Origin of the sequence: Pseudovibrio denitrificans JCM 12308, assembly GCF_001310815.1 — a bacterium.
Lineage (GTDB): Bacteria > Pseudomonadota > Alphaproteobacteria > Rhizobiales > Stappiaceae > Pseudovibrio > Pseudovibrio denitrificans.
Genome location: NZ_BAZK01000006.1, coordinates 88,086 through 113,694, shown reverse-complemented (window position 1 = coordinate 113,694; position 25,609 = coordinate 88,086). Strand labels below are relative to the sequence as shown.

The 25,609-nt window shown below is 53.3% G+C and carries 25 protein-coding genes and 2 pseudogenes; 14 read left to right on the top strand and 13 right to left on the bottom strand.

Annotated features, from left to right (window positions below):
* From JCM12308_RS09190 to JCM12308_RS09170, 5 genes and pseudogenes are all read right to left on the bottom strand, one after another.
* Complete coding sequence (locus tag JCM12308_RS09190; RefSeq protein ID WP_054783520.1) at positions 1 to 942, bottom strand: LysR family transcriptional regulator; 942 nt, start codon at positions 940 to 942, stop codon at positions 1 to 3.
* A 38-nt stretch (positions 943 to 980) separates the two neighbouring features.
* A complete protein-coding gene (locus tag JCM12308_RS09185; protein WP_054783519.1) occupies positions 981 to 1,511 on the bottom strand; it encodes a DUF2937 family protein in 531 nt (176 codons plus the stop codon).
* A 21-nt stretch (positions 1,512 to 1,532) separates the two neighbouring features.
* Positions 1,533 to 2,509 (bottom strand): annotated as a pseudogene (locus JCM12308_RS09180) (WD40 repeat domain-containing protein).
* Positions 2,510 to 2,515: 6 nt separating this feature from the next.
* Complete coding sequence (locus tag JCM12308_RS09175; RefSeq protein ID WP_054783518.1) at positions 2,516 to 3,613, bottom strand: CobW family GTP-binding protein; 1,098 nt, start codon at positions 3,611 to 3,613, stop codon at positions 2,516 to 2,518.
* Positions 3,614 to 3,773: 160 nt separating this feature from the next.
* Entirely contained in the window at positions 3,774 to 4,010 is a 237-nt protein-coding gene (locus JCM12308_RS09170) for a hypothetical protein (protein ID WP_208609244.1), read from the bottom strand.
* 195 nt (positions 4,011 to 4,205) lie between these two features.
* Between JCM12308_RS09170 and JCM12308_RS09165 the strand changes: the two genes are divergently transcribed.
* On the top strand, positions 4,206 to 5,384 hold the full coding sequence (locus JCM12308_RS09165; protein ID WP_054783516.1) for a pyridoxal phosphate-dependent aminotransferase: 1,179 nt from the start codon (positions 4,206 to 4,208) through the stop codon (positions 5,382 to 5,384).
* A 3-nt stretch (positions 5,385 to 5,387) separates the two neighbouring features.
* Here JCM12308_RS09165 and JCM12308_RS09160 read toward each other — a convergent pair whose 3' ends face one another.
* Positions 5,388 to 5,804 carry an AprI/Inh family metalloprotease inhibitor gene (locus JCM12308_RS09160; protein ID WP_208609245.1) on the bottom strand — a complete coding sequence of 139 codons (417 nt, stop codon included), beginning with the start codon at positions 5,802 to 5,804 and terminating at the stop codon, positions 5,388 to 5,390.
* A gap of 349 nt (positions 5,805 to 6,153) precedes the next feature.
* Between JCM12308_RS09160 and JCM12308_RS09155 the strand changes: the two genes are divergently transcribed.
* Positions 6,154 to 6,633: a hypothetical protein gene (locus JCM12308_RS09155; RefSeq protein WP_208609246.1), complete on the top strand. Its 480-nt coding sequence runs from the start codon at positions 6,154 to 6,156 to the stop codon at positions 6,631 to 6,633.
* A 303-nt stretch (positions 6,634 to 6,936) separates the two neighbouring features.
* Here the strand turns inward: JCM12308_RS09155 and JCM12308_RS09150 are convergent, their stop codons facing one another.
* Entirely contained in the window at positions 6,937 to 7,986 is a 1,050-nt protein-coding gene (locus JCM12308_RS09150) for a LacI family DNA-binding transcriptional regulator (protein WP_054783514.1), read from the bottom strand.
* A gap of 202 nt (positions 7,987 to 8,188) precedes the next feature.
* On the opposite strand from JCM12308_RS09150, the gene JCM12308_RS32190 reads away from it, so the two are divergent.
* Both JCM12308_RS32190 and JCM12308_RS09145 read left to right on the top strand, forming a co-directional pair.
* Positions 8,189 to 8,467, top strand: coding sequence for a DinB family protein (locus JCM12308_RS32190; protein ID WP_306303333.1), 279 nt, complete (start codon positions 8,189 to 8,191; stop codon positions 8,465 to 8,467).
* On the top strand, positions 8,353 to 8,715 hold the full coding sequence (locus tag JCM12308_RS09145) for a DinB family protein (protein ID WP_208978411.1): 363 nt from the start codon (positions 8,353 to 8,355) through the stop codon (positions 8,713 to 8,715). The genes JCM12308_RS32190 and JCM12308_RS09145 overlap by 115 nt, the downstream gene beginning before the upstream one ends.
* Before the next feature lie 51 nt (positions 8,716 to 8,766).
* Here the strand turns inward: JCM12308_RS09145 and JCM12308_RS09140 are convergent, their stop codons facing one another.
* The 3 genes from JCM12308_RS09140 to JCM12308_RS09130 form a co-directional block, all read right to left on the bottom strand.
* Complete coding sequence (locus tag JCM12308_RS09140) at positions 8,767 to 9,294, bottom strand: MarR family winged helix-turn-helix transcriptional regulator (protein ID WP_054783513.1); 528 nt, start codon at positions 9,292 to 9,294, stop codon at positions 8,767 to 8,769.
* 177 nt (positions 9,295 to 9,471) lie between these two features.
* Positions 9,472 to 10,236 carry an ABC transporter ATP-binding protein gene (locus JCM12308_RS09135; RefSeq protein ID WP_054783512.1) on the bottom strand — a complete coding sequence of 255 codons (765 nt, stop codon included), beginning with the start codon at positions 10,234 to 10,236 and terminating at the stop codon, positions 9,472 to 9,474.
* A 72-nt stretch (positions 10,237 to 10,308) separates the two neighbouring features.
* Positions 10,309 to 11,235 carry a hypothetical protein gene (locus JCM12308_RS09130; protein WP_054783511.1) on the bottom strand — a complete coding sequence of 309 codons (927 nt, stop codon included), beginning with the start codon at positions 11,233 to 11,235 and terminating at the stop codon, positions 10,309 to 10,311.
* 207 nt (positions 11,236 to 11,442) lie between these two features.
* Here JCM12308_RS09130 and JCM12308_RS09125 point away from each other — a divergent pair, with 207 nt between their 5' ends.
* A complete protein-coding gene (locus JCM12308_RS09125) occupies positions 11,443 to 12,246 on the top strand; it encodes a creatininase family protein (protein WP_054783510.1) in 804 nt (267 codons plus the stop codon).
* A gap of 113 nt (positions 12,247 to 12,359) precedes the next feature.
* Positions 12,360 to 13,601, top strand: coding sequence for a B12-binding domain-containing radical SAM protein (locus JCM12308_RS09120; RefSeq protein WP_054783509.1), 1,242 nt, complete (start codon positions 12,360 to 12,362; stop codon positions 13,599 to 13,601).
* Positions 13,602 to 13,686: 85 nt separating this feature from the next.
* On the opposite strand, the gene JCM12308_RS09115 is transcribed toward JCM12308_RS09120, so the two are convergent.
* Complete coding sequence (locus JCM12308_RS09115) at positions 13,687 to 14,037, bottom strand: ArsC family reductase (RefSeq protein WP_054783508.1); 351 nt, start codon at positions 14,035 to 14,037, stop codon at positions 13,687 to 13,689.
* A 315-nt stretch (positions 14,038 to 14,352) separates the two neighbouring features.
* On the opposite strand from JCM12308_RS09115, the gene JCM12308_RS09110 reads away from it, so the two are divergent.
* The 6 genes and pseudogenes from JCM12308_RS09110 (at position 14,353) to JCM12308_RS09085 (ending at position 21,534) form a co-directional block, all read left to right on the top strand.
* Positions 14,353 to 15,933: an ABC transporter substrate-binding protein gene (locus JCM12308_RS09110; protein WP_054783507.1), complete on the top strand. Its 1,581-nt coding sequence runs from the start codon at positions 14,353 to 14,355 to the stop codon at positions 15,931 to 15,933.
* Positions 15,934 to 16,017: 84 nt separating this feature from the next.
* A complete protein-coding gene (locus JCM12308_RS09105) occupies positions 16,018 to 16,998 on the top strand; it encodes an ABC transporter permease (protein ID WP_008551674.1) in 981 nt (326 codons plus the stop codon).
* A gap of 21 nt (positions 16,999 to 17,019) precedes the next feature.
* A complete protein-coding gene (locus JCM12308_RS09100) occupies positions 17,020 to 17,982 on the top strand; it encodes an ABC transporter permease (RefSeq protein ID WP_008551641.1) in 963 nt (320 codons plus the stop codon).
* A gap of 11 nt (positions 17,983 to 17,993) precedes the next feature.
* Positions 17,994 to 19,720 (top strand): annotated as a pseudogene (locus tag JCM12308_RS09095) (ABC transporter ATP-binding protein).
* Positions 19,721 to 19,984: 264 nt separating this feature from the next.
* Positions 19,985 to 20,437 (top strand): hypothetical protein, encoded by a 453-nt coding sequence (locus JCM12308_RS09090; protein WP_054783506.1) that lies wholly within the window; start codon positions 19,985 to 19,987, stop codon positions 20,435 to 20,437.
* A gap of 236 nt (positions 20,438 to 20,673) precedes the next feature.
* Positions 20,674 to 21,534, top strand: coding sequence for an endonuclease/exonuclease/phosphatase family protein (locus JCM12308_RS09085; RefSeq protein WP_037037727.1), 861 nt, complete (start codon positions 20,674 to 20,676; stop codon positions 21,532 to 21,534).
* Here the strand turns inward: JCM12308_RS09085 and JCM12308_RS09080 are convergent.
* Positions 21,531 to 22,163: a class I SAM-dependent methyltransferase gene (locus tag JCM12308_RS09080; protein ID WP_054783505.1), complete on the bottom strand. Its 633-nt coding sequence runs from the start codon at positions 22,161 to 22,163 to the stop codon at positions 21,531 to 21,533. The genes JCM12308_RS09085 and JCM12308_RS09080 overlap by 4 nt on opposite strands.
* Positions 22,164 to 22,248: 85 nt before the next feature.
* On the opposite strand from JCM12308_RS09080, the gene JCM12308_RS09075 reads away from it, so the two are divergent.
* The gene (locus tag JCM12308_RS09075) at positions 22,249 to 23,151 is read left to right on the top strand and encodes a LysR family transcriptional regulator (protein WP_054783504.1); all 903 of its coding nucleotides are present in this window, start codon (positions 22,249 to 22,251) and stop codon (positions 23,149 to 23,151) included.
* On the opposite strand, the gene glyA is transcribed toward JCM12308_RS09075, so the two are convergent.
* On the bottom strand, positions 23,143 to 24,480 hold the full coding sequence (gene glyA, locus JCM12308_RS09070) for a serine hydroxymethyltransferase (RefSeq protein ID WP_054783503.1): 1,338 nt from the start codon (positions 24,478 to 24,480) through the stop codon (positions 23,143 to 23,145). The genes JCM12308_RS09075 and glyA overlap by 9 nt on opposite strands.
* A 98-nt stretch (positions 24,481 to 24,578) precedes the next feature.
* Here glyA and JCM12308_RS09065 point away from each other — a divergent pair, with 98 nt between their 5' ends.
* Positions 24,579 to 25,457: a LysR family transcriptional regulator gene (locus JCM12308_RS09065; RefSeq protein ID WP_054783502.1), complete on the top strand. Its 879-nt coding sequence runs from the start codon at positions 24,579 to 24,581 to the stop codon at positions 25,455 to 25,457.
* Positions 25,458 to 25,609: the final 152 nt, after the last annotated feature.

Sequence of the window (25,609 nt, the reverse complement as noted above, 5' to 3'; positions counted from 1 at the left end):
TCAGCTCTCTTTGGGAACAGGCCCATCAAGCATTTTGGGGCAGTCACCATGCTGCTCCAGTTGCTTGTGCCAGTTGACCATGTAGTCAACAAACGCACGCACTTTCGCGGAAAGATGGCGGCGATGCGGGTAAACCGCATACATCGCAGGTCCCGGCACTTCACAGTCTTCCAACGCCGGAATCAGCTGACCTGACATCAATTCTTCCAGCACATAAAAGATCGGCAACCGAACGACGCCCAGACCGGCCAGAGCAGCAGCAACGGCTGTCTTTGCACTGTTCACATGCATCGGGCCTTTAACAGGAACGGAAAACCGCTCCCCGTTCTCAAGGAACATCCAGTTGGTCTTGTGCTTGTAATTGGTATCGATGATGCACGGCATGTTGGCCAGATCCCCCGGTTTCTCCGGCATCCCATGCGCTTCCCAATAAGCGGGAGACGCACAAACCACCACACGCACATCACGGATCTTCCGAGCGATAAGGCTGGAATCTTCAAGCTCGGCCACGCGGATAGCGACGTCATACCCTTCCTCGACAATATCGACGAAGCGATCTTCCATCTCAATATCCAGCTCAACCCGCGGATGTTCTTGCAAGAAGGAAGCCAGCACCCTGCCCAGCGTTGCTTCAGAAAAAGAACGTGGCGCACTCAACCGCAACCTGCCGCGCACTTCCCGATGGTCTTGTTGCACAGCGTCTTTCAGATCATCAAAGCGCTGCAGCAACTCACCCGCTTCACGGAAGTAAGCTTCTCCAACCTGTGTCAGAGAAATCTGGCGCGTGGTTCTGTTGAGCAGGCGCACACCCAGCTCATCTTCCAGCTCGCTCACATATTTGGAGATCAGAGCTTTAGAGCGCCCCATGTCTCGCGCCGCTGCTGAAAAGCCACCGCTTTCGACCACCTGCAAAAAACATCTAATTCGTGTGATGGAATCCATCGGTCAAACCTCTCACAGCATATCTCTGGAACGCAAAATCAAAGCGAACGAGCCTCAGCCTGCTGCTTTTCACGGCGTTTACGGCGGCGGCGAACACGCCCGCCAAGCCCAGCCAGACGCAACATAAACAAACCTGCCGTAAAGCCAAGCCCGGCCAACACACCGCCTTCAACGGTCACCGGCACGGCGGGCTCAAAGTCTTCCCAGGTTGCTTTGGAAAGTTTGGTGTCCGGTTCCTTCATGAAGATCCAGACACGCTCAAATGCAGCGGCGGTCGCCATCGCCAGTTGCTGGTCTTTCAACGCCTCAAGCCGATCCAGAGACCGCTCAATGCTCGTCCCGCGCAACTGCACAAACTCATCCGCACTCTGCGCCATATGAGCCAGAGCCTCTGAAATGCTCCGGTTGGTGGCAGCTGCATCCGCAACAAAGTCAGCTTTCACTTCCTCCAACGCATCAATGGCACCACCCATGCGCTGTCGGTATTGCTGCGCAAACTCGGGAAGCTGAGAGGTCACAGTGCCGCTTACAAGCGCAACGCCAAGCGTCAGTACTCTTGCAAACATCATCGCAAACCTCCCATACCCAAATTAATCCAGCAGAGTGATCACTCCAGCAGCACCTTCTTCAGTACCAAACGCCAGACGATCGCCCTTCTTATCCCACGCAAGCGCAGAAACAGGGCCTGCACCCGGACGACGCAACAGAACCTCGCATTGTCAGAGAACCGCACAGCCATCACCATGCCGTCCTGATAGCCAATTGCCAGCATCTCTTCCTGCGGATGACAGCAAACAGTCGTCACCATGCTGTCGCCACGCACACCCAGCTCCAGAGGCGCCTGCCCCATTGGACCAGACTTACCCATGAATGGCCACAGGATCGCAGCCTGCGCACCGGATGTCGCCAGATACTTGCCCTTTGCAGACCAGCTCACAGACTTCACCTTGGCCGGATAACCAGTCATCCGCATGTCTTGACTGTCAGCCAGACGCCATCCGTGCAGAGCGTTCTCCTGCATGGTGGTCACAAGGTACTTGCCATCTGGAGAGTAAGTCACATGACCATGTGCACCCTTCCAGCTCAGCTCCTGCGGATCACCAGCAGCATTCACCCAAAACAACGTCACACCGTCATAACGGGACGCTGCAAGGCGCATGCCCTTTGGCGCAAAAGCCAAACCTGCAAACGCACGTGGCAGCTGAAACTCTTTGATCTCACCAGTCTTCAGGCGAACCCAAGCTGTACGACCAGAGGCAAACGCCACACTGTCCTGCGGACCAGCAGCGATAATGTCGATCCACTTGCGAGGCTGCTCAGCAAGCTCTTCAACACTGCCATCAGCGCTGACCTTGCAGATCTTGCCATCACCACCACCGGTGATCAGAGACTTGCCATCCAGGGAAGGCGTTGCGCAGAGCAAACCGTTTTTGTGAACCGGAGTTTGCGTCTCCGGCCCACCAGCAAAAAAGACAGAACCTTCACCACTGGCAAAGGCTGCTACGTCTCCGAGGAAGGTTGCCGAAACAACAAAACCGTCGGTATCAAGAGGAGCAGTTACAGGCACCAGAACTTACTCCGCAACACAAGCTTCAAACGCAATCTTCAACGCTGCACCATCCAGCTCACGACCGATGAACACGATGCGGCTCTCACGCTTCTCGCCGTTTTTCCAGTCACGCTGGTGATTGCCTTCCACAATCATATGGATGCCCTGCACCACATAACGCTGCGGATCATCTTTAAAGGCCAGAATACCCTTCATACGCAGAATGTTAGGACCCTGAATCTGGGTCACCTGATTGATCCAGTCGAAGAACACCTTCGGCTCCAGATCACCTGCTGTGAAGGAGAAGGACTTCACGGAATGCGTATCTTCATGGTCATGATCGCAATCCGGGCCGCATTCATGGTCAGGATGATCGTGATCATGTGCGTGGCCGTGGTCATGCCCATGATGGTGATGATCGTGATCGCAATCCGGACCACACTCATGATCATGCGCGTGCTCGGCTTTCTTCAGGAATTCTGGGTCCAGATCCAGAATACGGTCCAGCTCAAATGCACCACGATCCAGAACATCACCGATTTCAATCTGGCAGCGCTCTGTATGGTGGATCTTCGCATAAGGATTGATCTTGCGGATCGCCGCTTCAACACCAGTCAGTTCCTCAGCAGAAACAAGGTCGGTCTTGTTCAGCAAAATCACGTCAGAAAACGCGATCTGGTCTTCAGCTTCCTTGGTGTCTTTCAGGCGCTGCTGAACATGGCGTGCGTCAACAACAGCAACCACAGCATCCAGCTTGGCCGCTTCGCGCACATCATCATCCATGAAGAACGTCTGCGCCACAGGAGCAGGATCAGCCACACCGGTGGTCTCCACGATAATCGCGTCGAACGCCCCCTTGCGCTTCATCAGGTTTTCAACGGTACGGATCAGATCGCCACGAACGGTACAGCAGATGCAGCCGTTGTTCATTTCATAGACTTCCTCGTCGGATTCAACGAGAAGGTCATTGTCGATACCGATTTCACCGAATTCATTGACGATCACAGCATAACGCGTGCCGTGGTTTTCACTCAGAATACGGTTCAACAAGGTGGTTTTACCTGCGCCCAGATACCCGGTCAGCACGGTAACAGGAATACGGCTATCAGCAGCCTCGGACATTTACGTCTCCTTGGATGGGCGTGCGCTCGCAATCAGCTGGCACGATAATTTCGTGCCCTCAATATAGACAGTTGATCTGCCAGCAAAAGACCCTAGCTGCTGATTGTTTGATATCCGGGTTCCTGTCCCCCAGGAATTGGCCAATACCTCTCGGTAGGGATCACAGTCCCAACTTGTACCGAAGCTCCAGAACAAGCAGGAAAACAATGCAGAAGACGATGAAAAACACCACAACGCTAATCGCAATCGGCATGCTGCTGTTCAGTAGAGGGGAGAAGAAAAACAGATAAATCGAAATCAGTATCGCCATTGTCACAAAGGTGCGCGCCGAGCTTCTCGTCACAAACTGAAAAACACCCATAGACCTGATTGCCTCAGGCACACGAAGGCTACTCATAAAAGTCTCCAATCAAAATACATGGAGATCCTAGGCCCGTTATTTGACAGAAGCAAGAAGCCAACATCGATGAGCGAAGCGGGTATGAGCAATCGCAAGCGGCTCAATCCACTCTACTATTTTCTGTTTGCATTCAATTGCTTCCATCTCCTACCATCCAGCCGATTGTTTTGGGGGACTGGGAGGCAGACCATCATGCTGAAAACCGTAGAAGCGTTTGATCGCATCGGAGATGAAAACGCATTCGCCGTTTTAGCACGCGCAACAGAGCTTGCCCAACGAGGCCGCGACATCATCAATCTCGGCATCGGCCAGCCTGATTTCCAAACACCAGAACACATCGTGGAAGCAGCCGTCAAAGCTCTGCGCGACGGACACCACGGCTACACCGGCGCCACAGGCATTCTCCCGCTGCGCGAAACCATTGCCTCAAGCCTTCATGCGGAAACCGGTACAAGCGTCTCCCCAGACAACGTCATGGTCGTCCCCGGTGGCAAGGTCACCATGTTCATGGCTATCCTGATGTTTGGAGAACCCGGCAAAGAGATCCTCTACCCGGATCCCGGCTTCCCGATCTATCGTTCCATGATCGAGTTCACAGGCGCCGCTCCTATCCCGGTGCCAATCCGAGAAGAAAACGACTTCGCCTTCTCAGCCGAAGAAACGCTGAACCTCATCAATAAACGCACGGCCCTTCTCATCCTCAACTCACCAGCCAACCCAACAGGCGGCGTTACACCACGTTCAGAGATTGAGAAACTGGTCAAAGGCCTGGAGAACCACCCAAACCTGCCGGTGCTTTCAGACGAGATCTACTCCCGCATGACCTATGACGGGCTCAAGCACACATCCTTGCTGGAGTTCGAACAACTGAAAGACCAGCTCATTCTGCTCAACGGCTGGTCTAAAACATGGGCGATGACCGGTTGGCGCATGGGCTATTCCGTCTGGCCATCATCTCTAATCGACAAAGCCCGCAAACTAGCCGTGAACTGCTGGTCCTGCGTCAACACACCCAGCCAATACGCTGGTATCGCCGCAATTGAAGGGCCACAGGATGCAGTTGATCAGATGATGCAAGCCTTCGACAGCAGGCGCAAACTGGTAGTGGAAGGACTAAACGCCCTCCCCGGCATCTCCTGCAAAACACCCAAAGGCGCCTTTTACGCTTTCCCGAACATCAAAGAAACCGGTTGGCAAGCCAAACCTCTGGCATCAGCTCTGTTGGAGAAAGCAGGCGTCGCTCTCATCGGCGGACCGGATTTCGGCGTTTTGGGAGAAGGCTATCTGCGCTTCTCCTATGCCAACTCGGAGGAAAACATCAGGCGCGCATTAGGCCGCGTGGCCGACTTTCTGGACGCGAACAAGAGCTAAATTTTAGCGCTGCGCTGTTACCACGATGGCTTTTTCGATCAGCTCGGAAAGGTCGGAAACTTTGCTATCATGATACACTGGCTGCATGATGAGGAACAGCGAGGACGGACCAACTGAGGTCAAGCCATCCAGTTCGTCAATATCGAACTGAAGCACCACCTGCCCGTCGGCATCCAGAAGAGACAAACCTTCTTCATAGCTCCACTGCCACGCCGTGGCTTTGGAGATTGGCGCATAAAGCCCCTGACAGTTGGTTGTCTTGAACGTATTGCCATACCCGCTCGCAGCTGGCTCAGTCTCCAGTTGCGCAGAACAGGTTTTGGATGACAACGCATCAGAAATGGACCAGTGGCCGGAAATCACGCTGGCCTGACTGGAAAGGACGCCTAAGCCAGCAAACGCCAGGGTTGCGCCAGCCATTACTACTGTTTTTCTCAAAATCCCACGCATGCGAACAGCCTCCAGGATCTGTTTTATGTTCAGATTCTGGGCGCAATCAGTTAACTCAAGGTTAACAAGAAATTAAGCGAGAGATAACAGCTCTAAAAACATAAATTATTCATGGATTTAACACAAAAACAAATACACGCATTACTTGTGAAGTACAGATACAATCTAAAATAAATCAAATTATATACTAGTTATTATTTACATGAAGTGCAAAGCACATCCGCTTTAGGTGATTTGCTTCACAAATCGACCGCCTCTTCGTCTTCTAAGGTCAGCGGCCCTTCCCGCATTCAAAACAACAACAAACAAGGAAGACGAAATGGCGTACGTTATGAACCAGGCCTGCAACCCGCAGGCATTGGCAGAGCAGGAATTTGCCACCCCAACAGGCCTGCTCGATTATGCAATCACAACGACTTTGAACTCGTGTATCGGCGTCGCCGTCCGCGTTGGCAATCGCTTCATGGCTGCTCATCTCGTCATGTACGGCCAGCAAATCCCTTATGTTGCGCCAGCCAACCTGCAAATCTTCAACGCTGCAGATGCAGACACAGTATTTGCTTACATCGACAGCCTGCGCTTGCAAGAAAACTCTGCCAACTTCGACGAAGCCATTTTATTTGGAGCAACGGATGAATGGAGGAATACCGGCGGAGCGCTCACCAATGGCTACAACCGCCTGCGCGACCTGATCAGGCAACGCAACAACAACCAGCCTCCTGTCAGCAATGATACAGGCGACGGCAAGCACATTATCCGCATTCAGGGCGGCAACTTGAATATCAGGAATATCGGCTAAGCACCAAGCCGACAAAAGGAGCGCTCATTCCAGAGCGTTCCTTGATCAAAAACAGATGAGTCGTTTGATTGATTAGCCGACGAGCAGCACCATACAGGTCATGGCCAGCGTGAAAAAGCCGAACATCTTCAGGTCTTTATGATCCTCAACACTACCGCGGAAACTGACCATGGTGAAACTCCAAAACGCAATACAAGATGCCGCTTAGATAAGCGCGGCATAGTAAACATAGAGTTTCAATGCGGCAGTTTCACGATCACACGGCCACCACACCATTTCAAAGGTCAGTTACTCAGGATTCGCTCACAACCCATCCACGGAAACAAGGCGCTCACCCGGAGGTGGAGCACTCTCGCGAATGCGCAGCTTGGGCTCAATTAACATCAACTCGCTATTGAGCTTTTCGCCTTTCATCTGAGAAAGCATGAGCTCTGCAGCCTTTACGCCAATAGTGCTCGCACCATTGTCCACAGTGGTCAAAGCGGGCGTACGATTTTCGGTGCCGTCAGTGTCATCATAGCCAACAATCGCCAGCTCCGGCCCCGGTTCCACACCGAGTCGCCGCACAGCACTCATCACGCCCAGCGCCACAAGGTCATTAAAGCACACCACAGCCGTTGGCTTCGGGTCTGCTTCAACAATCTGTCTGGCAACAGACCGGCCATCATCCTGCGTCATCAGCTCTGGAATATCAATCTGATCATCCGCATTGATGCCCGCATCTTCCAAAGCAGAGCGCCAACCACGGTTTCTGTCCCGGCCAGCAGAACTGCCACGCCGACCACCAACCATGGCAATCTGAGTATGCCCCTGCTCAATCAGATGCTTCGTAATGCGGTAGGACCCAAGAAAGTCATCCCCGCGAACACAAGGTGCATCCGCACCAGCCACATCCCGGCACACCAAAGTCACCGGCACACCCTGCCGCACAATTGAGTTGATGTCCTTTTCCGTAGTGCCAACGGAAGCGCAAAGAATAAGCCCATCCACGCGGTGCTGCAGCAGCGTGTCTGTAAAGTGCTTCTGACGCTCCACGATATCGCGGTGATTACAGATCAGGATGGTTTTGTTGTGCTGTGCCAACGTTTCTTCCAGCCCACGAAACACCTCAGCGAAGTAAGGATTGAGAATATCGTGTACCGCCACCCCAATCATGTTGGATTGAGATGTCCGCAAAGATGCTGCCGAGCGGTTATAGATATAACCCACTTCCTCAGCATAGGCTTTCACCCGCGCTTTGGTGGCTTTGGCGATTAAAGGAGAATCTCTCAGAGCCAAGGAAACTGTAGCCGTCGAAACACCCAGTTTCTCAGCAAGATCGCCTAATCTCAATGGTTTACCAGTGCCGCTCAATGCTGATGTCCTCGCATATCCAGCCGGATCCGTTTTGTATTCTTAAGCACTTATGCACAGCAACATTAGCAAATAGCAATACTCCAGACTGCCAACAAAGAGAATTCATTATGAATTCTCAAGTTTCAGTCACTTGTTAAACCCATCAGACATCCTGATATATTTGCTGATAACTCATAATCGCATTGGCAGGTTTCAGAATATGTATTCCGACTTCAAATTGCTCGCCCAATACAACACCTGGATGAACACCCGGCTCTACACATGTGCGGAGCAACTCAGCGAGGAGCAGTTGAAGGAAGATCGCGGCGCATTTTTCCAATCCATCTTTGCAACCTTCAATCATATTGTGGTGGGAGACCTGACATGCTGCGCCGTTTCGCCCAGCATTCCCCAAGCTACAAAAGCCTGCAGAAACTGGAGTCATTTCCAATACCAACAGCTCTTACCTCCATCTCTTTTGAAGACTGGGAGGAGCTGAAAGCAGCACGTCAGAGCCTGGATAAAATCATTGAAGAATTTGCAGGGGACATCACCCCATCTGAGGCAGGTGAGGCTCTTTCATATGCCAACATGAAGGGCATACCAGCGACGAAAAACTTCGGGGATCTGGTGCTGCATTTCTTCAACCACCAAACCCATCACCGGGGGCAGATAACAACTCTGCTCACCCAGTTCGGACTGGAAACACCAGATACAGATCTGCTGTTTCTCTGCCAGGACGCTTAAATCATTAAAATATAAAGGCCTGTGTTGAATGCGCAGGCCAAAGCCGACAGCTTAATCAGCCGCTTCCAGCTCTACTTTCTTTTCCGCCTGCGCTTCAGCAGTTTTGTCTTCATTCTCCAGCTCATCTTCCAGATCCGGATCATCCTCAAAACTCGCAGAAAGGTTCTTCTCAACCTGACGCAACAAACGACGCAGCTTCTTGCGGTCCTTGTCATCCATGCCAGCCAGCGCTTCTTTCTCAAGACGCTTCCATGCACGGTCGACCTGCAAGATCCGATCACGGCCTTCTTCACTCAAAAACACCCGCGCAAGCCGGCCATCCGTCTCGGAGATCCGACGAAACACCAGCCCCTGCGCGGTTAGACGTGTCACCATCTTCGTAACTGTCGGTGGCTGCACACCAAGCGCCAAAGCCAGCTGGCTCATGGTCTTGCCATCTGTCTCGCTTAAAACCTTCAGAACCGCTTCCTGCCCCGGATGCAATCCAATGCGCGATAAGTGTGCCCCAGAACGCGCACGCTGCGCTTTCGCGGCCTGAGCAAGACGAAAAGTCGTGCTCTTTTTAAAATTGAAACCCATGGTCTGGCTAATCTCGCTGCTGTCCCGATCAACGTAAAACGCCCGAAAAAGGCGCCGTACAGCAGTGATAGCCGCCGAATATATAACTCAGATGACAGTTCGATAATTATTTAGTGACCTAATGAGATTTCTTAGGCGAATAAGCTCTTTAAGTTCTACTCAGTGGGATTTTTGAGGTTACGCGGATACTTTTATCCGGTGTCCCATAGCCTGCTCCAAAGCATCCACCGCTTCACGGCAATACGCCGCGTATTGTGATTCCATGCGGTAGTTCAGCGAACGTGGGTAAGAAGCATCCAGCGTCATATCATGGGTAATCCGCCCCGGCCCAGCGGCCATCACCACAATGCGGGAAGACAAGAACACACTCTCATAAACAGAATGCGTCACAAACAGAATGGTCCAGTCATGGGTGGATTTCAGCTCAAGCAGATCATCGTTCAGCTTGTTACGGGTAATCTCATCCAGCGCCGCAAACGGCTCATCCATCAGCAACAGCTTCGGCTTGGTCACAAGAGCCCGTGCAATGGAAACCCGCATCTTCATACCGCCGGAAAGCTCAGAGGGCATATGCGTCGCAAAATTGCAAAGCCCAACCATCCCCAGCGCCTCTTCCACGCGATCCTTCGCATCCCGCTTAGAAACACCCTTCACCTTCAACGGCCAGTAGACATTCTCAAAGGTGTTCGCCCACGGCAATAAGGTCGGTTCCTGAAACACAAACCCAACCTCACCCTGTCCAGACCGAACGATCTCGCCTGAGCTTGGCTCCTCCAACCCGGAAATGAGCCGCAGAATAGTAGACTTCCCACACCCTGACGGCCCAAGAATACTCAAAAACTCCCCCGCCCGTACATCCAGATCAAACCTATCAATTGCGGTGGTGCCATTCTCAAAGGTCTTGGAGATGTTGTTCAGGGATAGGAGGGGGGAGTTTATCATCTGGATGATCTTTCATGGAGTGCTATGCGCCAATAACAAACGCATAGCATCATCTGCCAGTTTCTTCGATGATTATGGACAGTTTACACCAACACCTGGTCCACAGGTGACTTTGTTGTCTGCAGTGCTCCTGGTCAAGCCTGCAAGATAAGCAAAAGATCTGATCGGATTTCGATATGGATCAGCCGGAAGAAACTTGGTTCTGACGACACTGTTGAACTCTTCAAACATGCGCTCCCGCTGATTTGCCGTCAGAGCAGATGGACCATCTACCTCGAACGTCTCCAGCATATTTTCACACTGCGCTCTGAATGAGTTCGTGTAAATCCGTTGAGGCAAAAGCTCCATGCGTACAATTTCATTATCCCAACGTTTTGAAATTGACGACGCGGCAAATATCAAGTTTGCCAAGTCTTGAGGCTGTGCCACATCAAATTGATCTGTATAAATGGAATTGACAAGCAATCCATTGCCACCAACCATCACCACGTTGTCGGGCCAGCCAGAAATTGTAGTCGCTGCATTCGTTCGCACATTGTCTGCCAAGGACTTAAGGAAACTTGGTCCAAGGCCGCCAGCCGTTCTGCTCGCAGCCTGGCACGAGACCGTCAAGATTTCATTCAATCGTGCATGACCACCCTGCGCGTTTCGAATGCTCTGCGCAAAGGCCGCATTTTCCATACCTCCAACATCCCCAACGCCAGCGCAGGTTCCGTGTGATGTGATGAAAAGCTTATCAACCTCATCAAATGCATTCTCACCAAACACTTTGATGATGTTTCCATTGGGCTTCATATAGAAAAGATTTGTGTAATTGCGACGGTTGTTATGGTCTCTCTGAGAATGTGCCCAAAGGATATCGCGTGGATTTGTAAACTTGTCACAGTAAGCTTTAGTAATGAGCATTCCTCCTGCAGCACCAGCCTCACCAGCCATCAGCCCAGCCAGCGCCAGCACAACGCCGCCGAGCAGTCCTTTTCGTGTCTTTCTGGAAAACATAATCGGCTTCTCCTTCTTATTGTTAGCCACCAAGAAGGACGGGGCATTGCTCCCCGCGTGAACCGTTAGACCCAACAGCCAATCACCAGAGTAAACGCCTCCCTACCCACTACCTCTGAAAAACCAGAGCATCCCACGCCTTCCCCCATGACGTCCGCACTCCGACGCGTTACTCTGCGCGCAAGACAACAAGCACCGGAAAACAATATGAGCGCCCTGCCCCGCCGTTTTTGGCATGAGATGACAACGACTGACTTCTCTGAGAATGACACCAGCGACTGGATCGCGGTGTTGCCGATTGCGGCAATTGAGCAGCATGGCCCTCACCTGCCGGTCTACACAGACACCTGCATCGCGGAAGGGCAAGTCGCTCGCACGATTGAGCTGTTACCCGATGATCTGCCGGTCACATTCCTGCCCGTTCAGGCTGTCGGTAAGTCAGACGAGCATCACTCATTCCCCGGCACACTCAGCCTCACATGGGAAACCGCTGTCAAAGCCTGGATTGAGATTGGGGAATGTGTCGCCAGAGCAGGCATTCGCAAACTGGTGCTGGCCAACTCCCACGGCGGCAACTCACCGCTGATGGACATCATCACCCGCGATCTGCGTCTCAAACACAATATGCTCGCCGTGGAATCCAGCTGGCTCCGCTTCGGGCAACCGGAAGGCCTCTATGCTGAGGAGGAGTTCACCTACGGCATTCATGGCGGCGACATCGAAACATCCATCATGCTGGCCCTGCGTCCGGATCTGGTGCGCATGGATCAGGCAACAGACTTCACCTCCACCCAAACCGAGCACATCAACAACGATGCTTACCTGCGCGCTCATGGTCGCCATCAATATGGCTGGATGAGCGAGGATCTGAACAAGACCGGAGCCCTCGGCAACGCGGCGCTCGCCACAGCGGAGAAAGGTCAGGCTTCCCTCACACATGCCTCTCAGGAGTTCATCAAACTCCTGCGTGACGTGCAAAGATTTGATGTCTCTTCTTTCAACACGAACTAACCAGAACCTGAATTAATCACGCAATTTCAACGCGGTAATGCCTCGCAAAAATTCCCCTTGCCATAAATTGTCATTTGTGACAGTTTACTCAAAACAAACACATGAGGTTGGCAATGAAGATCTGTCTCATCAAAGCATCTGCACCGAGCTACTTTAAAGATTACAAGAAAGCGCGTGGAGGCCCGCCTCAGTCCATCTTCTCAGCTGCGGCAGCAACCCCCCGCCATTTTCAGCTGGAGATGCATGACGAAACCATCAGGATGGTCGATCCCCGCAAGGTGACCGCCGACCTCGTGGTGCTTTTCTTCGCAACTCCTGATGCCAACCGAGGCTACGAGCTCGCCTCAGCCTTCTCGGAAAAAGGCAGTCAGGTTGTGATCGGCGGCCTCCACGCCACCTTCATGCCGGATGAAGCCAGCGAATATGCAGATGCAGTGATGACAGGTGAATGCGAAAACGTCTGGGATGAACTGCTGCAGGACGCCCAGAACCGCGACCTCAAACCAAGATACACCGGCACCTATGCCGACATGTCCAAACTCAACCCATATCCACGCCACCTCATCACGGCTGAGCAATACAATTGGGAGTGGTCCGTGCTGGTGAGCCGTGGCTGTAAACACAATTGCAGCTTCTGCATCATCCCCGGCATGCTCGGAAAAACCCGCTACCGGCCTATTCCAGACATTATTAATGAGATTTCTGAAATGGAAACGGATTGGGTGGAGCTTCACGCCGACCACCTGACCGAAGATCGCGACTACGCTCTTGAGCTGTTCAAAGCGTTAGAACCGCTCAAGATTAGATGGGCTGGTGAGACCACTATTCGCATAGCAGATGACCCGGAACTTCTCGAAGCAGCTGCCCGGTCTGGTGCGAAGTACTTGCTGATTGGAATAGAAACCCCATCCAAAGCAGCTCTTAAGCGTGCCGGAAAGGGTTTTGTGAAACCTGAAAACTTAAAATCTCAAATTTCTAACATTCATGCACATGGCATTATTGTCGACACCACAGCAATTTTTGGCTTTGACGAACATACACCAGAAATTTTCATCGAAACCGCCAAGTTCTACCATGAGATAGGGGTCGATATTACTGCCCCAGCCATTGCCATTCCGTTCCCTGGTTCACGCTTCTACAAACAGCTGGAACAGGAAGACAGATTACTCTCTGACAACTGGGGGGAGTACGATGGTGCCCACGCCGTCTACCAACCAAAAAACATGAGCTGTGAAGAGCTTGAGGCAGGGGCGGAAGAATTCTCGCAGCATTTTTACTCAGTGTCGCGGTCAGCTTCGAGAAAACTTCGTCAGATAAAAGATTTCGGGTTGGCAACCACGCTTCAGATTTCGTGATTGCCAGCGCCTCATACCATTGGAAGGATGGCAAAGCCCAAAGGATCCCAACCCTGGAACTTTCCCGTCCAAAAAAGGAGAGCTTTTACAGCTCTCCTTTTTCCATAATTTCACCCCACAAAGCCGCATCAAAACCAAGCAAAAGCTGCTTTCCGCCCGTAATAAGTGGCCTTTTAATTAATGAAGTTTCTTGCATCATCAACGCGATAGCACTGCCTTGATCACTCACGCCCGCCTTGGTTTCATCGTCCAGTTTGCGCCATGTGGTACCGCGTTTATTAAGAACAGACTCCCACCCGAATCTTTCACAGGCCTCGTTCAGTGCATTTTCATCTGCACCATCTTTTTTGTAATCGTGAAAAGTGTAGTCGACTTTTGATTCATCCAGAAGTTTACGAGCCTTGCGAACACTGTCGCAATTGCGAATACCATACATAATCAACAAGATCAGAACCCTTCATTTCCTCATCATTAGATGAAATATACTCATCTTAACGTTGGAGTGTCTCTCAACAGATACGCATTAAACCGCAAGAAATACATCCCTTAGCGCCTGAATACGCTATGAAATTGCGCTGCTCCCACATTATTTCCTCGTTTCAACTACGCAATGCCCCCTAGACGCATTCATTCATATGGGTAATATCACTAAGACGCCAGAATCCGCCTAATAAGTGGACGGCGAAACCAGAGGGGCCCCTGCAGAACAATTAATTATCTGCATGAGGGGGACAAGGGGAGTAAAAATAGAATGCGTTTAAAGATTGCATCCGCTGCATTGGCTATGACGCTTGCTGCCGGAACTCAGGCAAATGCAGAAACGTTTAAGTTCGCGTTTCAGGGGACATACAACCAGCTGGACCCATACAGCCTGAACGAAACCTTTACACTCGGCATGCACGGCAACGTATATGAAGGCCTCGTGCGCCGTTCCGCAGACCTTAAGATCGAACCAGCTCTCGCTGAAAGCTGGGAAGTTCTTGAGCCAACCCGCTGGCGCTTCCACCTGCGCAAAGGCGTAAAGTTCCACAACGGTAACGACTTCACAGCTGACGACGTGGTCTTCTCTGCAGACCGTGTGCGCGCTGAAGGCTCCGACATGACAACCCGCATCGCGAAGGACGTGAAGGTTGTTAAGGTCGATGACTACACCGTTGACTTCATCCTGCCAGGCGTAAACCCAATCCTGCACTCCGAGTGGTCCACTTGGTACATCATGGATAAGGAATGGACTGAAGCAAACAACGCTGTAAAGGTGACTTCTGCTTCTGACACCAATCCAAACTACGCATCTTTGAACACAAACGGCACCGGCCCGTTCAAGATCGCAACGCACGAGCCAGGCGTTAAAACCACTTTCACCGTAAACGACGGTTGGTGGGACAACAAAGTACACAATCTGACTGGCGTTGAGTTCACTCCAATCGGATCTGACGCAACCCGCGTTGCAGCTCTTCTTTCTGGCGAGCTGGACATGGCGTTCCCGATCCCGGTACAGGACATCAAGCGTGTAGACGGCAATGCAGGCACTACTGCTCTGACAGGTCCTGAGCTGCGCACCATCTTCCTCGGTTTCGACCAGAAGCGTGATGAGTTGCTCCACTCCAACATCAAAGGCAAGAACCCATTCAAGGACGTTCGCGTTCGTAAGGCGTTCTACCAGGCAATTGACGTTGACGCGATCAAAGCGAAAATCATGCGTGGTCTGTCCGAGCCAGCAGCTCTGATGATCTCACCATTCCTGTTCGCAAACTCCGGCGATTTCTCTCGTTACCCATACGATCCAGCAGCATCCAAGAAGCTACTTGAAGAAGCTGGCTACGGTGACGGCTTTGAAGTTTCCATGGACTGCCCGAACGATCGTTACGTGAACGACGAAGCAATCTGTCAGGCAACCGCAGCATTCCTCGCGCGCGTAGGCATCAAAGTGAACCTGAACGCACAGCCTAAAGCGAAGTACTTCGCGAAGGTTCTCGCGTCCGGCGGTTACGACACCTCCTTCTACATGCTCGGCTGGACCCCAGGTTCCTTCGACAGCTACAACGTTCTGCTGAACTTGAACAACTGTCGTGACGACAAAGGCGCTGGCGGCCCATTCAACCTGGGTGGTTACTGTAACCCGAAAGTTGACGAGCTGACCAAGAAGGTTCTCTCCGAAAACGACGAAGAGAAGCGTAACGCTCTGATTTCAGAAGCTTACACAATCCTGAACGACGAAGTATCTCACATTCCTCTGCACCAGCAGGGTCTGGCTTGGGGTGTTTCCGACAAGGTTACTCTGAAGCAGCGCGCGGATAACGAGTTCCACTTCAAATATGTAGTGAAGAACTAAGTTTAACGCTTAGCCAAAAAAAGATAATAGCCCGGCGCCCTCGGCGCCGGGCACCTCTATTCTCAGGAACAACTATAAAACACCATGTTTGGCTTTATCTCCCGGCGTATCGCCATGGCTCTCGTGGTCATGTTTGTCGTAGCCTTAATCTCCTTCCTGCTTTTCCGCTTCGTTGGAGATCCTGTAAACCAGATGGTGGGCATTGAGACCACCCCAGAGCAACGTGAAGCCCTGCGCCAAAGCCTCGGCCTGAATGACCCTGTTCTCGTTCAGTTTTTCCGCTATGTCATGGGTGCGATCCAATTCGACTTCGGTAACTCCTACCAGTTCAAGCAGCCTGTGGCAGACCTGATCGGTCGCCGTCTGCCTGCAACTCTGGAACTGTCCTTTGCTTCTGCAGTTTTCGCATTGGCACTCGGCATTCCAATGGGCGTTTACACCGGTCTGAACCGCGATTCATGGCTCTCAAAGATGTTCCTGTCGGTATCTCTCGTAGGTATCTCCCTGCCAACATTCTTTATCGGCATTCTGTTTATCTTCCTGTTCTCAGTCACCCTGCAGTGGCTGCCAAGCTTCGGCCGTGGCGAAGTCACCCAGCTCGGCTCTTTCTGGGACACAGGTTTCCTGACCATCAGTGGTATCAAGGCAATCATCCTGCCAGCGATCACGCTCGGTCTTTATCAGATGACCCTCATCATGCGCCTGATTCGCGCTGAGATGCTGGAAGTTCTGCGCACCGATCACATCAAGTTCGCCCGCGCACGCGGCCTGCCGAACCGGTCCGTCTATTACATCCACGCACTCAAAAACACGATGGTGCCTGTTATCACCATCACCGGCCTGCAGCTCGGCTCCATCATCGCCTTCGCGATTATCACCGAGACCGTGTTCCAGTGGCCAGGTATGGGCATCCTCTTCCTGCAAGCCGTGCAGAACGTGGATATTCCGATCATGGCAGCTTACCTGCTGCTCACCGCTTTCATCTTCGTGGTCATCAACCTCATCGTAGACATTCTCTACGTCGTGATTGACCCACGCCTGCGCACCGAACGCGGCCGCGCATAAGAAACGGTAAGGACAACAATCATGACAGATAACACACCAACCGTTTCCGGCAGCGAGGCTTCAGAAGCCTCCCGCTCCGCATTAGCTCGTTTTCTGGACAGCGACCTGCTTCACAGCTTCCTCAGCTCTAAGGTGACCGTTCTTGCGGCCATCACAACGCTGGGTCTGATGCTGGCCGCTCTGTTTGCACCAATCGTGGCACCATTCAACCCGTTCGATCTGGCCCAGATCAGCATTCTGGACGCACGTATCCCGCCAATCGGCATGGAATGGTCCGACCCACGCTACCTGCTGGGCACAGACGATCAGGGCCGTGACCTGCTCTCCGGCATCCTGTACGGTATGCGCATTTCACTGGCAGTGGGCTTCCTGTCCGTTGCATTCGCAGCTGTGCTCGGCATTTCTCTGGGCCTGATCTCCGGTTATGTGGGTGGCCGCACAGATGCGATCATCATGCGTATCGCAGAAGTTCAGCTCACCTTCCCAGCAATCCTGCTGGCGCTGCTTATTGACGGTATCGCAAACGGCATCTTCGGTAACATCGACCGTGAAACCTGGGCGATCTGGATCCTCACCTTCTCTATCGGCCTGTCCTTCTGGGTACAGTATGCACGTACAGTCCGCGGCTCCACGCTGGTTGAGAAGAACAAGGAATACGTTCAGGCAGCCCGCGTGATCGGCATTCCGGCATGGATCATCATGATCCGTCACGTACTTCCAAACGTACTTGGCCCGGTTCTGGTTATTGCAACCATCAACCTTGCTCTGGCAATCATCACAGAAGCAACTCTCTCCTTCCTCGGCGTTGGTGTTCCATCAACACAGCCATCTCTGGGCACGCTGATCCGCATCGGTAACGACTTCCTGTTCTCAGGCGAGTGGTGGATTGCGATCTTCCCAGGTCTGGCGCTCGCGATCCTCGTTCTGGCAGTGAACCTGCTGGGCGATTGGCTCCGCGACGCACTGAACCCGAAACTGCGCTAGGGAGAGAGACCATGAGCATCTTAGATATTCGCGGCCTCACCGTTCAGTTTCCGAGCCGCAAAGACGTCTTCACGGCATCCCGCAATGTCAACCTCTCCGTAGACGCCGGTAAAATCCTCGGCGTTGTGGGCGAGAGTGGCGCAGGTAAGTCCACCGTTGGTAACGCCACCATTGGCTTGCTGGAACATCCGGGCCGCATTGCAGAAGGTGAAATCCACCTCGACGGTCAGCGCATCGACAACCTTGATCCGGAAAGCATGCGTAAGCTGCGTGGTAAGCGCATCGGCATGATCTTCCAGGATCCGCTGACCTCTCTGGATCCACTTCAGACCATCGAGTTCCAGCTGGTCGAAACCATCCGCCTGCACCTGCCGCTTTCTAAGGAAGAAGCGCGTGCCCGCGCGGTGGATCTGCTGGATCAGGTCGGCATTCCAAACCCGCAAGAGCGTATCTCGCAGTACCCGCACCAGTTCTCTGGCGGCATGCGTCAGCGCGTTGTGATTGCACTAGCCCTCTGCGCAGACCCGGAAGTTGTCATCGCTGATGAACCAACAACGGCTCTCGACGTATCCATTCAGGCGCAAATCCTGAAGCTGATGAAGCGTCTGTGTGAAGAGAAGAACGTAGCGATGGTCGTCATCACCCACGACATGGGCGTGATTGCAGACCTCACCGACCACGTGGCGGTTATGTACCGTGGTGATCTGGTTGAGTACGGCGAATCCAAGCAGGTATTGGGCGCTCCAAAGCACCCATATACCAGAGCTTGATCGCTGCTGTGCCGCGTCCAGACGTGAAAGTGCATCGCTTCCCACAGGTGGACTATATTGAAGGCTCCGCAAAGCCATTCAAGCAGATCGACATTGCCACCCATTGGCTGGGCAAGGCACGTGACTACAAGTCTGTCGATGGCCCACTGCTGGATGTAAAAGACATCACCATGAAGTTCCTGACCAAGGACGCATGGATTTCTAAGAACAGGCAGTACTTCACCGCTCTGGATAAAGTCAGCTTTGACATCCACGCAGGTGAAACCTTTGGCCTCGTGGGCGAAAGTGGCTCCGGTAAATCAACCATGGCCCGCGTCATCACTGGTCTCTACCATCCAGCAGGTGGCACCGCCCACTTCGCCGGACAGGAACTGACCAGTCTGAAGGACAAGAAGCAGGTTCTGACAATGCGTCGTCAGATGCAGATGATCTTCCAGGATCCGTTCTCGTCCCTAAACTCTCGCATGCGTGTGCGTGACATTGTTGCGGAACCAATCAAGTTCCACAAACTGGCCAGCACCAACAGCGAAGTAAACCAGATCGTTGATGACCTTCTGGAGCACGTCGGCCTTGGCGTTGCAGCGGCTGCCAAGTTCCCGCATGAGTTCTCCGGCGGTCAGCGTCAGCGTATCTCCATTGCCCGCGCACTGGCGACCCGCCCACGCTTCCTGGTGTGTGATGAGCCAACCTCTGCGCTGGACGTGTCCATTCAGGCACAGATCCTCAACCTGCTGAAGGATCTGCAGGACGAGCTGGGCCTCACCATGCTGTTCATCAGCCACGACCTCGCAGTCATCCGGCAGATGTGTAACCGCACCGGCGTTATGCGCCACGGCCAGCTTCTGGAAGTCGCGGACACCGAAGACCTCTTCGACAACCCGCAACACGCTTACACCAAGGAGCTCCTCTCCCTGATGCCAAGCATGGAAGGCCTGTCCCGCCAGAACCTAGAAGAAGAACTGGCCTGACGCCACCCAAACCCCAAACACCACAAAGGGCCCCCACGGGCCCTTTTCTTTTGCCAGCACGCCGCCAGACAAGTTAACGCGATCCCACAACCTCTAACTCAATAGCGTTTAAACTCGCCATCTCCATCTTCACCCCGTATTACCTTCAGAGAAAACTAACGTGGCACACTAGGATTTTCGTTAAGGATACCGCCGCTATGGTCTGCGCGTCCGCGAGGACTCAAAGCTACAAATGCAATTTCTCCCGATCAGAGCAGGCTCACAATGAAAAAAACAACTGCTACCATCGCTGGCCTTGGCGCACTGGCCCTTTTCATCTCTCCAGTACTGGCTGACAATCACGACACCGGCCAACCCAAAGTCGAGTTCACCAACCTGTCTTTGGTTGATGGTTCGCCTGATGATGGCACCTGCAAAACACGTTACTCCGGCGGTTACACAGCAACCCCGAAGAACGGAAAAGCTGACACAAGCCAAGATCAGGCAGCCTCCGAGGATTCCGGCGTTCTAATTGCAGAGTCTGACGGCACCGTTGGCGAAGGCATCTTCACGATTTCAAACACCTACGAAATCGTCTTTGAAGACAGCGCAAACAACCCACCTGTTGAAGTGCAGATGTTTGCCTCCGGCCTGATCGGTGAAAATCCAGTCACTGGCGTATTTTCTGATGGCACCTGCCGCGGTCACATCACTGTTGGACAACCAGACAAATCCTGACAAGACAAGCCTCTAGCTCGTTAGAGCACAAAACAAGCTTTGACCGAGTAAACGAGCAGCTTCTCATGCCGTGCCACCCACCAGTGGCGCGGCATTTTCTTCGGCGCACGGCGGCCCGTCAAACTTCCCAAAAACCAAGCGTTTCCGCCAAATGATTGCGCTGTCAAATATTCGCCAAAGTTAGGCGTACACATAGCAGGTTCGCATCTTCCTTCTTTCGCAGACGAAAACCTGTCATGTTTATGCGCCTTTCCATAATCGGAGTAATCCTCTTACTCCTCATGTCCTTTCTGGGCATGGTACATCCGCTCGGCGATAGCTTGTCAGTGTTCCGGCTGCCATTGGCGGTCCTGCTCGCAGTCCTCACCCTGTTCTGCTACCGCCAGCCCACCATGATGATCACCGGCGTCATCATCGCCATCTTCAGCAGCGCAACGGTTTTGTGGGCGTATCAGGGAGAGAGCGTTCCAAACAGCTATGACCTCACCGTCTACCAGAAGAACCTGAGCTTCCGCCCCGGCGACCGTGTAGATGTGCTGGAAGATATCCTGATGCTGAAACCGGACGTTATCACCATGCAGGAGGTCCATAAAAGGCACCTGCCTCTGATCAACGCGCTGAAGGAAAACTACCCCTACCACATCGTCTGCCCGTTCACGGCAGTCGGCGCTGTGGCCGTGCTCTCCCGCCTGCCTCTCGCCACGGATTCTTTCCGCTGTGAGATCGGCCTGGGAATTGCCGCCCTGCATATCCAAAGCAAGGAAGGCCCGCTGTGGGTCGTCTCCATCCACCAGCATTGGCCTTGGCCATTTTATCAGGAAAATCAGGCGGAACAGATCATCCCGATCCTGTCTGAGCTAAAGGGCCTCAAGCTCGTGGCGGGTGATTTCAACATGGTGCCCTGGTCCCATATTATGGGCCAATACACCGAGGTAACGAACACACAGATGGCTGGCCCGTTCAAAGCCAGCTTCCTGTTCAAAGGCACCTACGCCATGCGTATTGACCATGTACTCGCACCAAAGGGCGGCCAAACATTTCTCCGCCCTTATTACGGCTCAGACCACCACGGCCTCTATGCACAGGTCGATCTCTAAGCAGCCTGAACCTTCCGCGCCACAATAAAGCGGCCCATCGGCGAAGATGGGTAGTTGCCGGTTTCAACAATCTTGAAACCCGACTGCTCAATCATCCGCTCCAGCTGCACCTGCTTCAGGTAGTTCACATAGGGCGCGTAACCAACAAGACGCATCACGTTGATCAACCACCGCCAGTAAAACGGACAATCACCCACGCACGGCGTTTTGGTGATAAACAACCCATCCGGCTTCAACATCCGATGTACCTGCTTGAGAACACTGGCAGGCCCCTTGATCAGATGAACTACATTATAGGCCATCACCACATCATAGCTCTTGCCCTCAAACACACTGCTGCCAGCGGGAGTATGCACAAAGCTGATGTTCTCAATGCCATCGTTCCAGGCCTTTTCCTGCCCAAACTCGATCATCTTTCCGGAAATGTCGCTGGCAGTCATGTGCTTGACATGCTTGGCCAAAAGCATCGCGGTTGAACCACTACCACACCCCAGCTCCAGCACCTCTTGCTCAGCGGTGAGATAAGAACGTACACGGTCCATTGCCTTCTCATAGGAAGCAACGTCTTTCATAGGACGCGCCACATATCCCGGCGCATGTTTGTCCCAAAATCCTGCAGTATCCCGCATAGAAAACCCTCCATTTCCTGCAGTGTATCCATGCATATTCTCAAAACAAATTGCCAAAATTCGCAGCTGAGGTATACAAATATGCATGAATTGGCAGAGCGTCTCTTTTGATTGGAACCAGGCCCGCGCTTTCCTCGTCACTGCGGAGGAAGGCTCCCTCTCGGCTGCTGCAAGGGCTTTGGGCCTCACCCAGCCCACACTGGGCAGACAGGTCACAGCGCTGGAGGAAGCCCTCGGCGTAACCTTGTTTGAACGTGCTAGCCGCTCGCTCTCCCTCACGCAGGCAGGCATGGAACTGCTGGAACACGTGAAGTCCATGGGCGAGGCTGCCAACCGCATCTCCTTGACGGCTTCAGGCCAATCGCAGGAGATCGACGGCACCGTCTGCATCAGTGCCAGCGACACGGCTTCAGCCTACATCCTCCCACCAATCCTGAAGAAACTCCGCGAGATCGCACCCGGCATCCATGTTGAGATCGTCGCCACCAATGCCGTCAGCGACCTTCAGCTGCGCGAAGCCGATATCGCCATTCGCCATGTTAGGCCGGAACAGCCAGACCTCACCGCACGGCTCGTCAGGGAAACAACGGCCCACTTCTACGCCAGCAAAACCTATCTGGACCGCAAAGGCCGCCCTCAGACCACCAGCGACATGGCAACCCACGAGTTCATCGCTTTTGATCGGCCAGATCTGTTCCTCAAGCATTTCAGCGAAACAGACCTGCCGCTGAGCGAGCACAACTTCAAGCAAACCACCGCCAGCGGTCTGGTGGGGTGGGAGCTGGCAAGAAACGATCTCGGCATCATCGTCATGATCCGGGAGATCGCAGATAAGTTTCCAGAGATGGAACAGGTGCTGCCAAGCTTTGAGCCGTTCAATGTGCCCTTCTGGCTGGCAACACACCGCGAGCTGCACACCTCAAAGCGCATCCGCCTGGTCTTCGACCTGCTGGCGGACACGCTCTCTGCAAAGCAGTGGTTATGCTGAAACAGGCTCTCCAGCCATCACGTAACACAGCTTGTCAAACTGCTGACGCCATGCAGAAACCTCTGCGAGATACTGTTCTGGCTGGTCAGAACGCAGCGCTGCCGCAATCAGGCGAGCCATCTCAGTGGCATGCTCCACACCAACGCCCCAGCGCACCAGCTCAGGGGTGCCAATGCGCAGCCCGTTCATATCGCCGTCCACCTCTGCAATCGGCAATCCAATGCCACAAGCAAGGAAGCCAGCTTTGCGCAGCTTTTTGGAGGCAGCCTGCCCGCCACCAAACTCAGCAGCTTCAACCGCAAACTGATGCGACTGCGTAAAGCCCTGCGCCTTGGCAAAGACCGGAATACCCTCCGCATCTAACGCCTGTGCCAGAGCCTTGGAGACGGCAATCATCTCTGCAGCATAAGCCTGCCCATACTCTTTCCAATCCAGCATGGTCACCGCCAAAGCAGCAGACTTCGCCGCATCAAAGTTGGCCGTCATACCGGGAAACGCAATGGCATCCATCCGCTCAATCAGCTCAGCGTCGTTGGAGACAATCAGACCACCTGCAGGCCCGCCCAAGCTCTTGTAGGTGCTCATGGTCATGAAGTGCGCGCCCTCTTCCAGCGGGTTCGCCCAGGTCTTACCTGCAATAATCCCGCACTGATGGGCCGCATCAAACATCACCTTCGCGCCCACCTCATCGGCAATCTCACGAACAGCACGCACCGGATGCTCAAAGAGGTTGAGGCTGGACCCAACTGTGATCAGCTTCGGCTTTTCCGCTTTGGCAAGCTCATGAAGCCCATCCACATCAATGGTATAGCCATCCGCATTCACCGGAGCTGGCACAGTCCGCAAATCATAAAGGCCTGCACAGCCTGCGATGTGATGCGTCACATGCCCGCCGATGGAAGCTGGCGGCGCGATGATCGTATCTCCCGGCTGACAGGTGGCCATGAACCCATAAAGGTTGGCGATGGCACCAGAAGGAACGCGGATCTCAGCGTACTGAGCATCAAACACTTCCGCACTCAGCTCAGCGGCGATCACCTCAATCTCTTCAATGGCTTCCAGACCCATCTCATACTTGTCACCGGGGTAACCGAGCGAAGGGCGAGAGCCAATGCCAGAAGCCAGAAACGCTTCCGCGCGCGGGTTCATCACATTGGTCGCCGGGTTCAGGTTGAAGCACTGCTCCTCATGAATCTCTCTGTTCTGAGCAGCTAGCGTATCCAGTCTATCCAGCAAAGCCGCGGAACTCTGCGCTTGCGTACGCTGCACAACCTCCTGCACCAGTGCTTCACACTCAGCCGGTACCCAATTTCGTTTCGCTAAAACCATCACAACCTCCCAATTGCTAAGAGCAGTGTGCGGACAGGATGCTTGAGAGCGCAAACCAGAATATGTAATTATTGGCCTAGAAAAACTAAGGCTAAGCGATGTCAGTTTCTCCATCCCGGCCCAAAGGCCCGCCCCTCAACGCCCTCCGCGCTTTTGAAGCAGCAGCCCGCCTTGGCGGCTTTGCCAATGCAGCAGAAGAACTGAGCGTCACCCCGGGTGCCGTCTCGCAGCACATCAAGGCACTGGAAGAATGGGTCGGCACAGACCTGTTTGAGCGCCGTTCGCAAGGCGTTCACCTGACGGAGCTAGGACAGGAGATCGCCCCGCATTTCTCAAAGGCCTTTGATGAACTGGGCAATGCTGTCAGACAGCTGAGAGCCAAAACCAGCCGCAAAACCATTCACATAGCCGCCCTGCCAAGCGTCGCTCAACTCTGGCTCTCTCCACGCCTGCCCAAAATCCGCGCAGCTCTGCCAGACACCAACATCTCCGTCATCGCACTGGAAACACCGCCCAATCTGGACCGTGAGATCTACGACCTCTCCATCTTCATCGGCAAACCCAAAGGCACAGCTCAGGAGCGGATCATCGCAAAAGACTTCATCACTCCGGTCTGTGCCCCCTCAACAGCAAGCCAGCTGAAAACACCGGAAGATCTGGAGCAAACCACACTCCTGCATGACGCGATCTGGGCCGAAGACTGGCAACTCTGGGCAAAAGCAAACGCGCCCAAACTCAAAGGCTTAAACCAAGGCCCGAGTTATTCCCTCTATGCCATCGCATTGGAAGAAGCCAGAAACGGCGCTGGCGTTCTGATGGGTCACAAAGCCCTTGTCGAACCGTCTTTGCAAAAGGGCGATCTCAAAGCCCCTTTCACCCCATGGCACCCAACCGGAAAGTCCCTCATCCTGGAATGCGCCAGCCTGCCAAACCCACCAGCAGAGATCAGCCAGATCATCTCCCTGCTCACCACGTAGTTTCAACCACTTCCCATAACGTGACTATCCACAGCACCACGTTTCAACACAGCAAAGCAAAAACACCTCAAAGAGCCTCAAACCCTATGTGTTCTCTGCAAATTTGATCAAAGCGTGATCGCAGCTTTGATCACGATCACAGCAGCTCTACA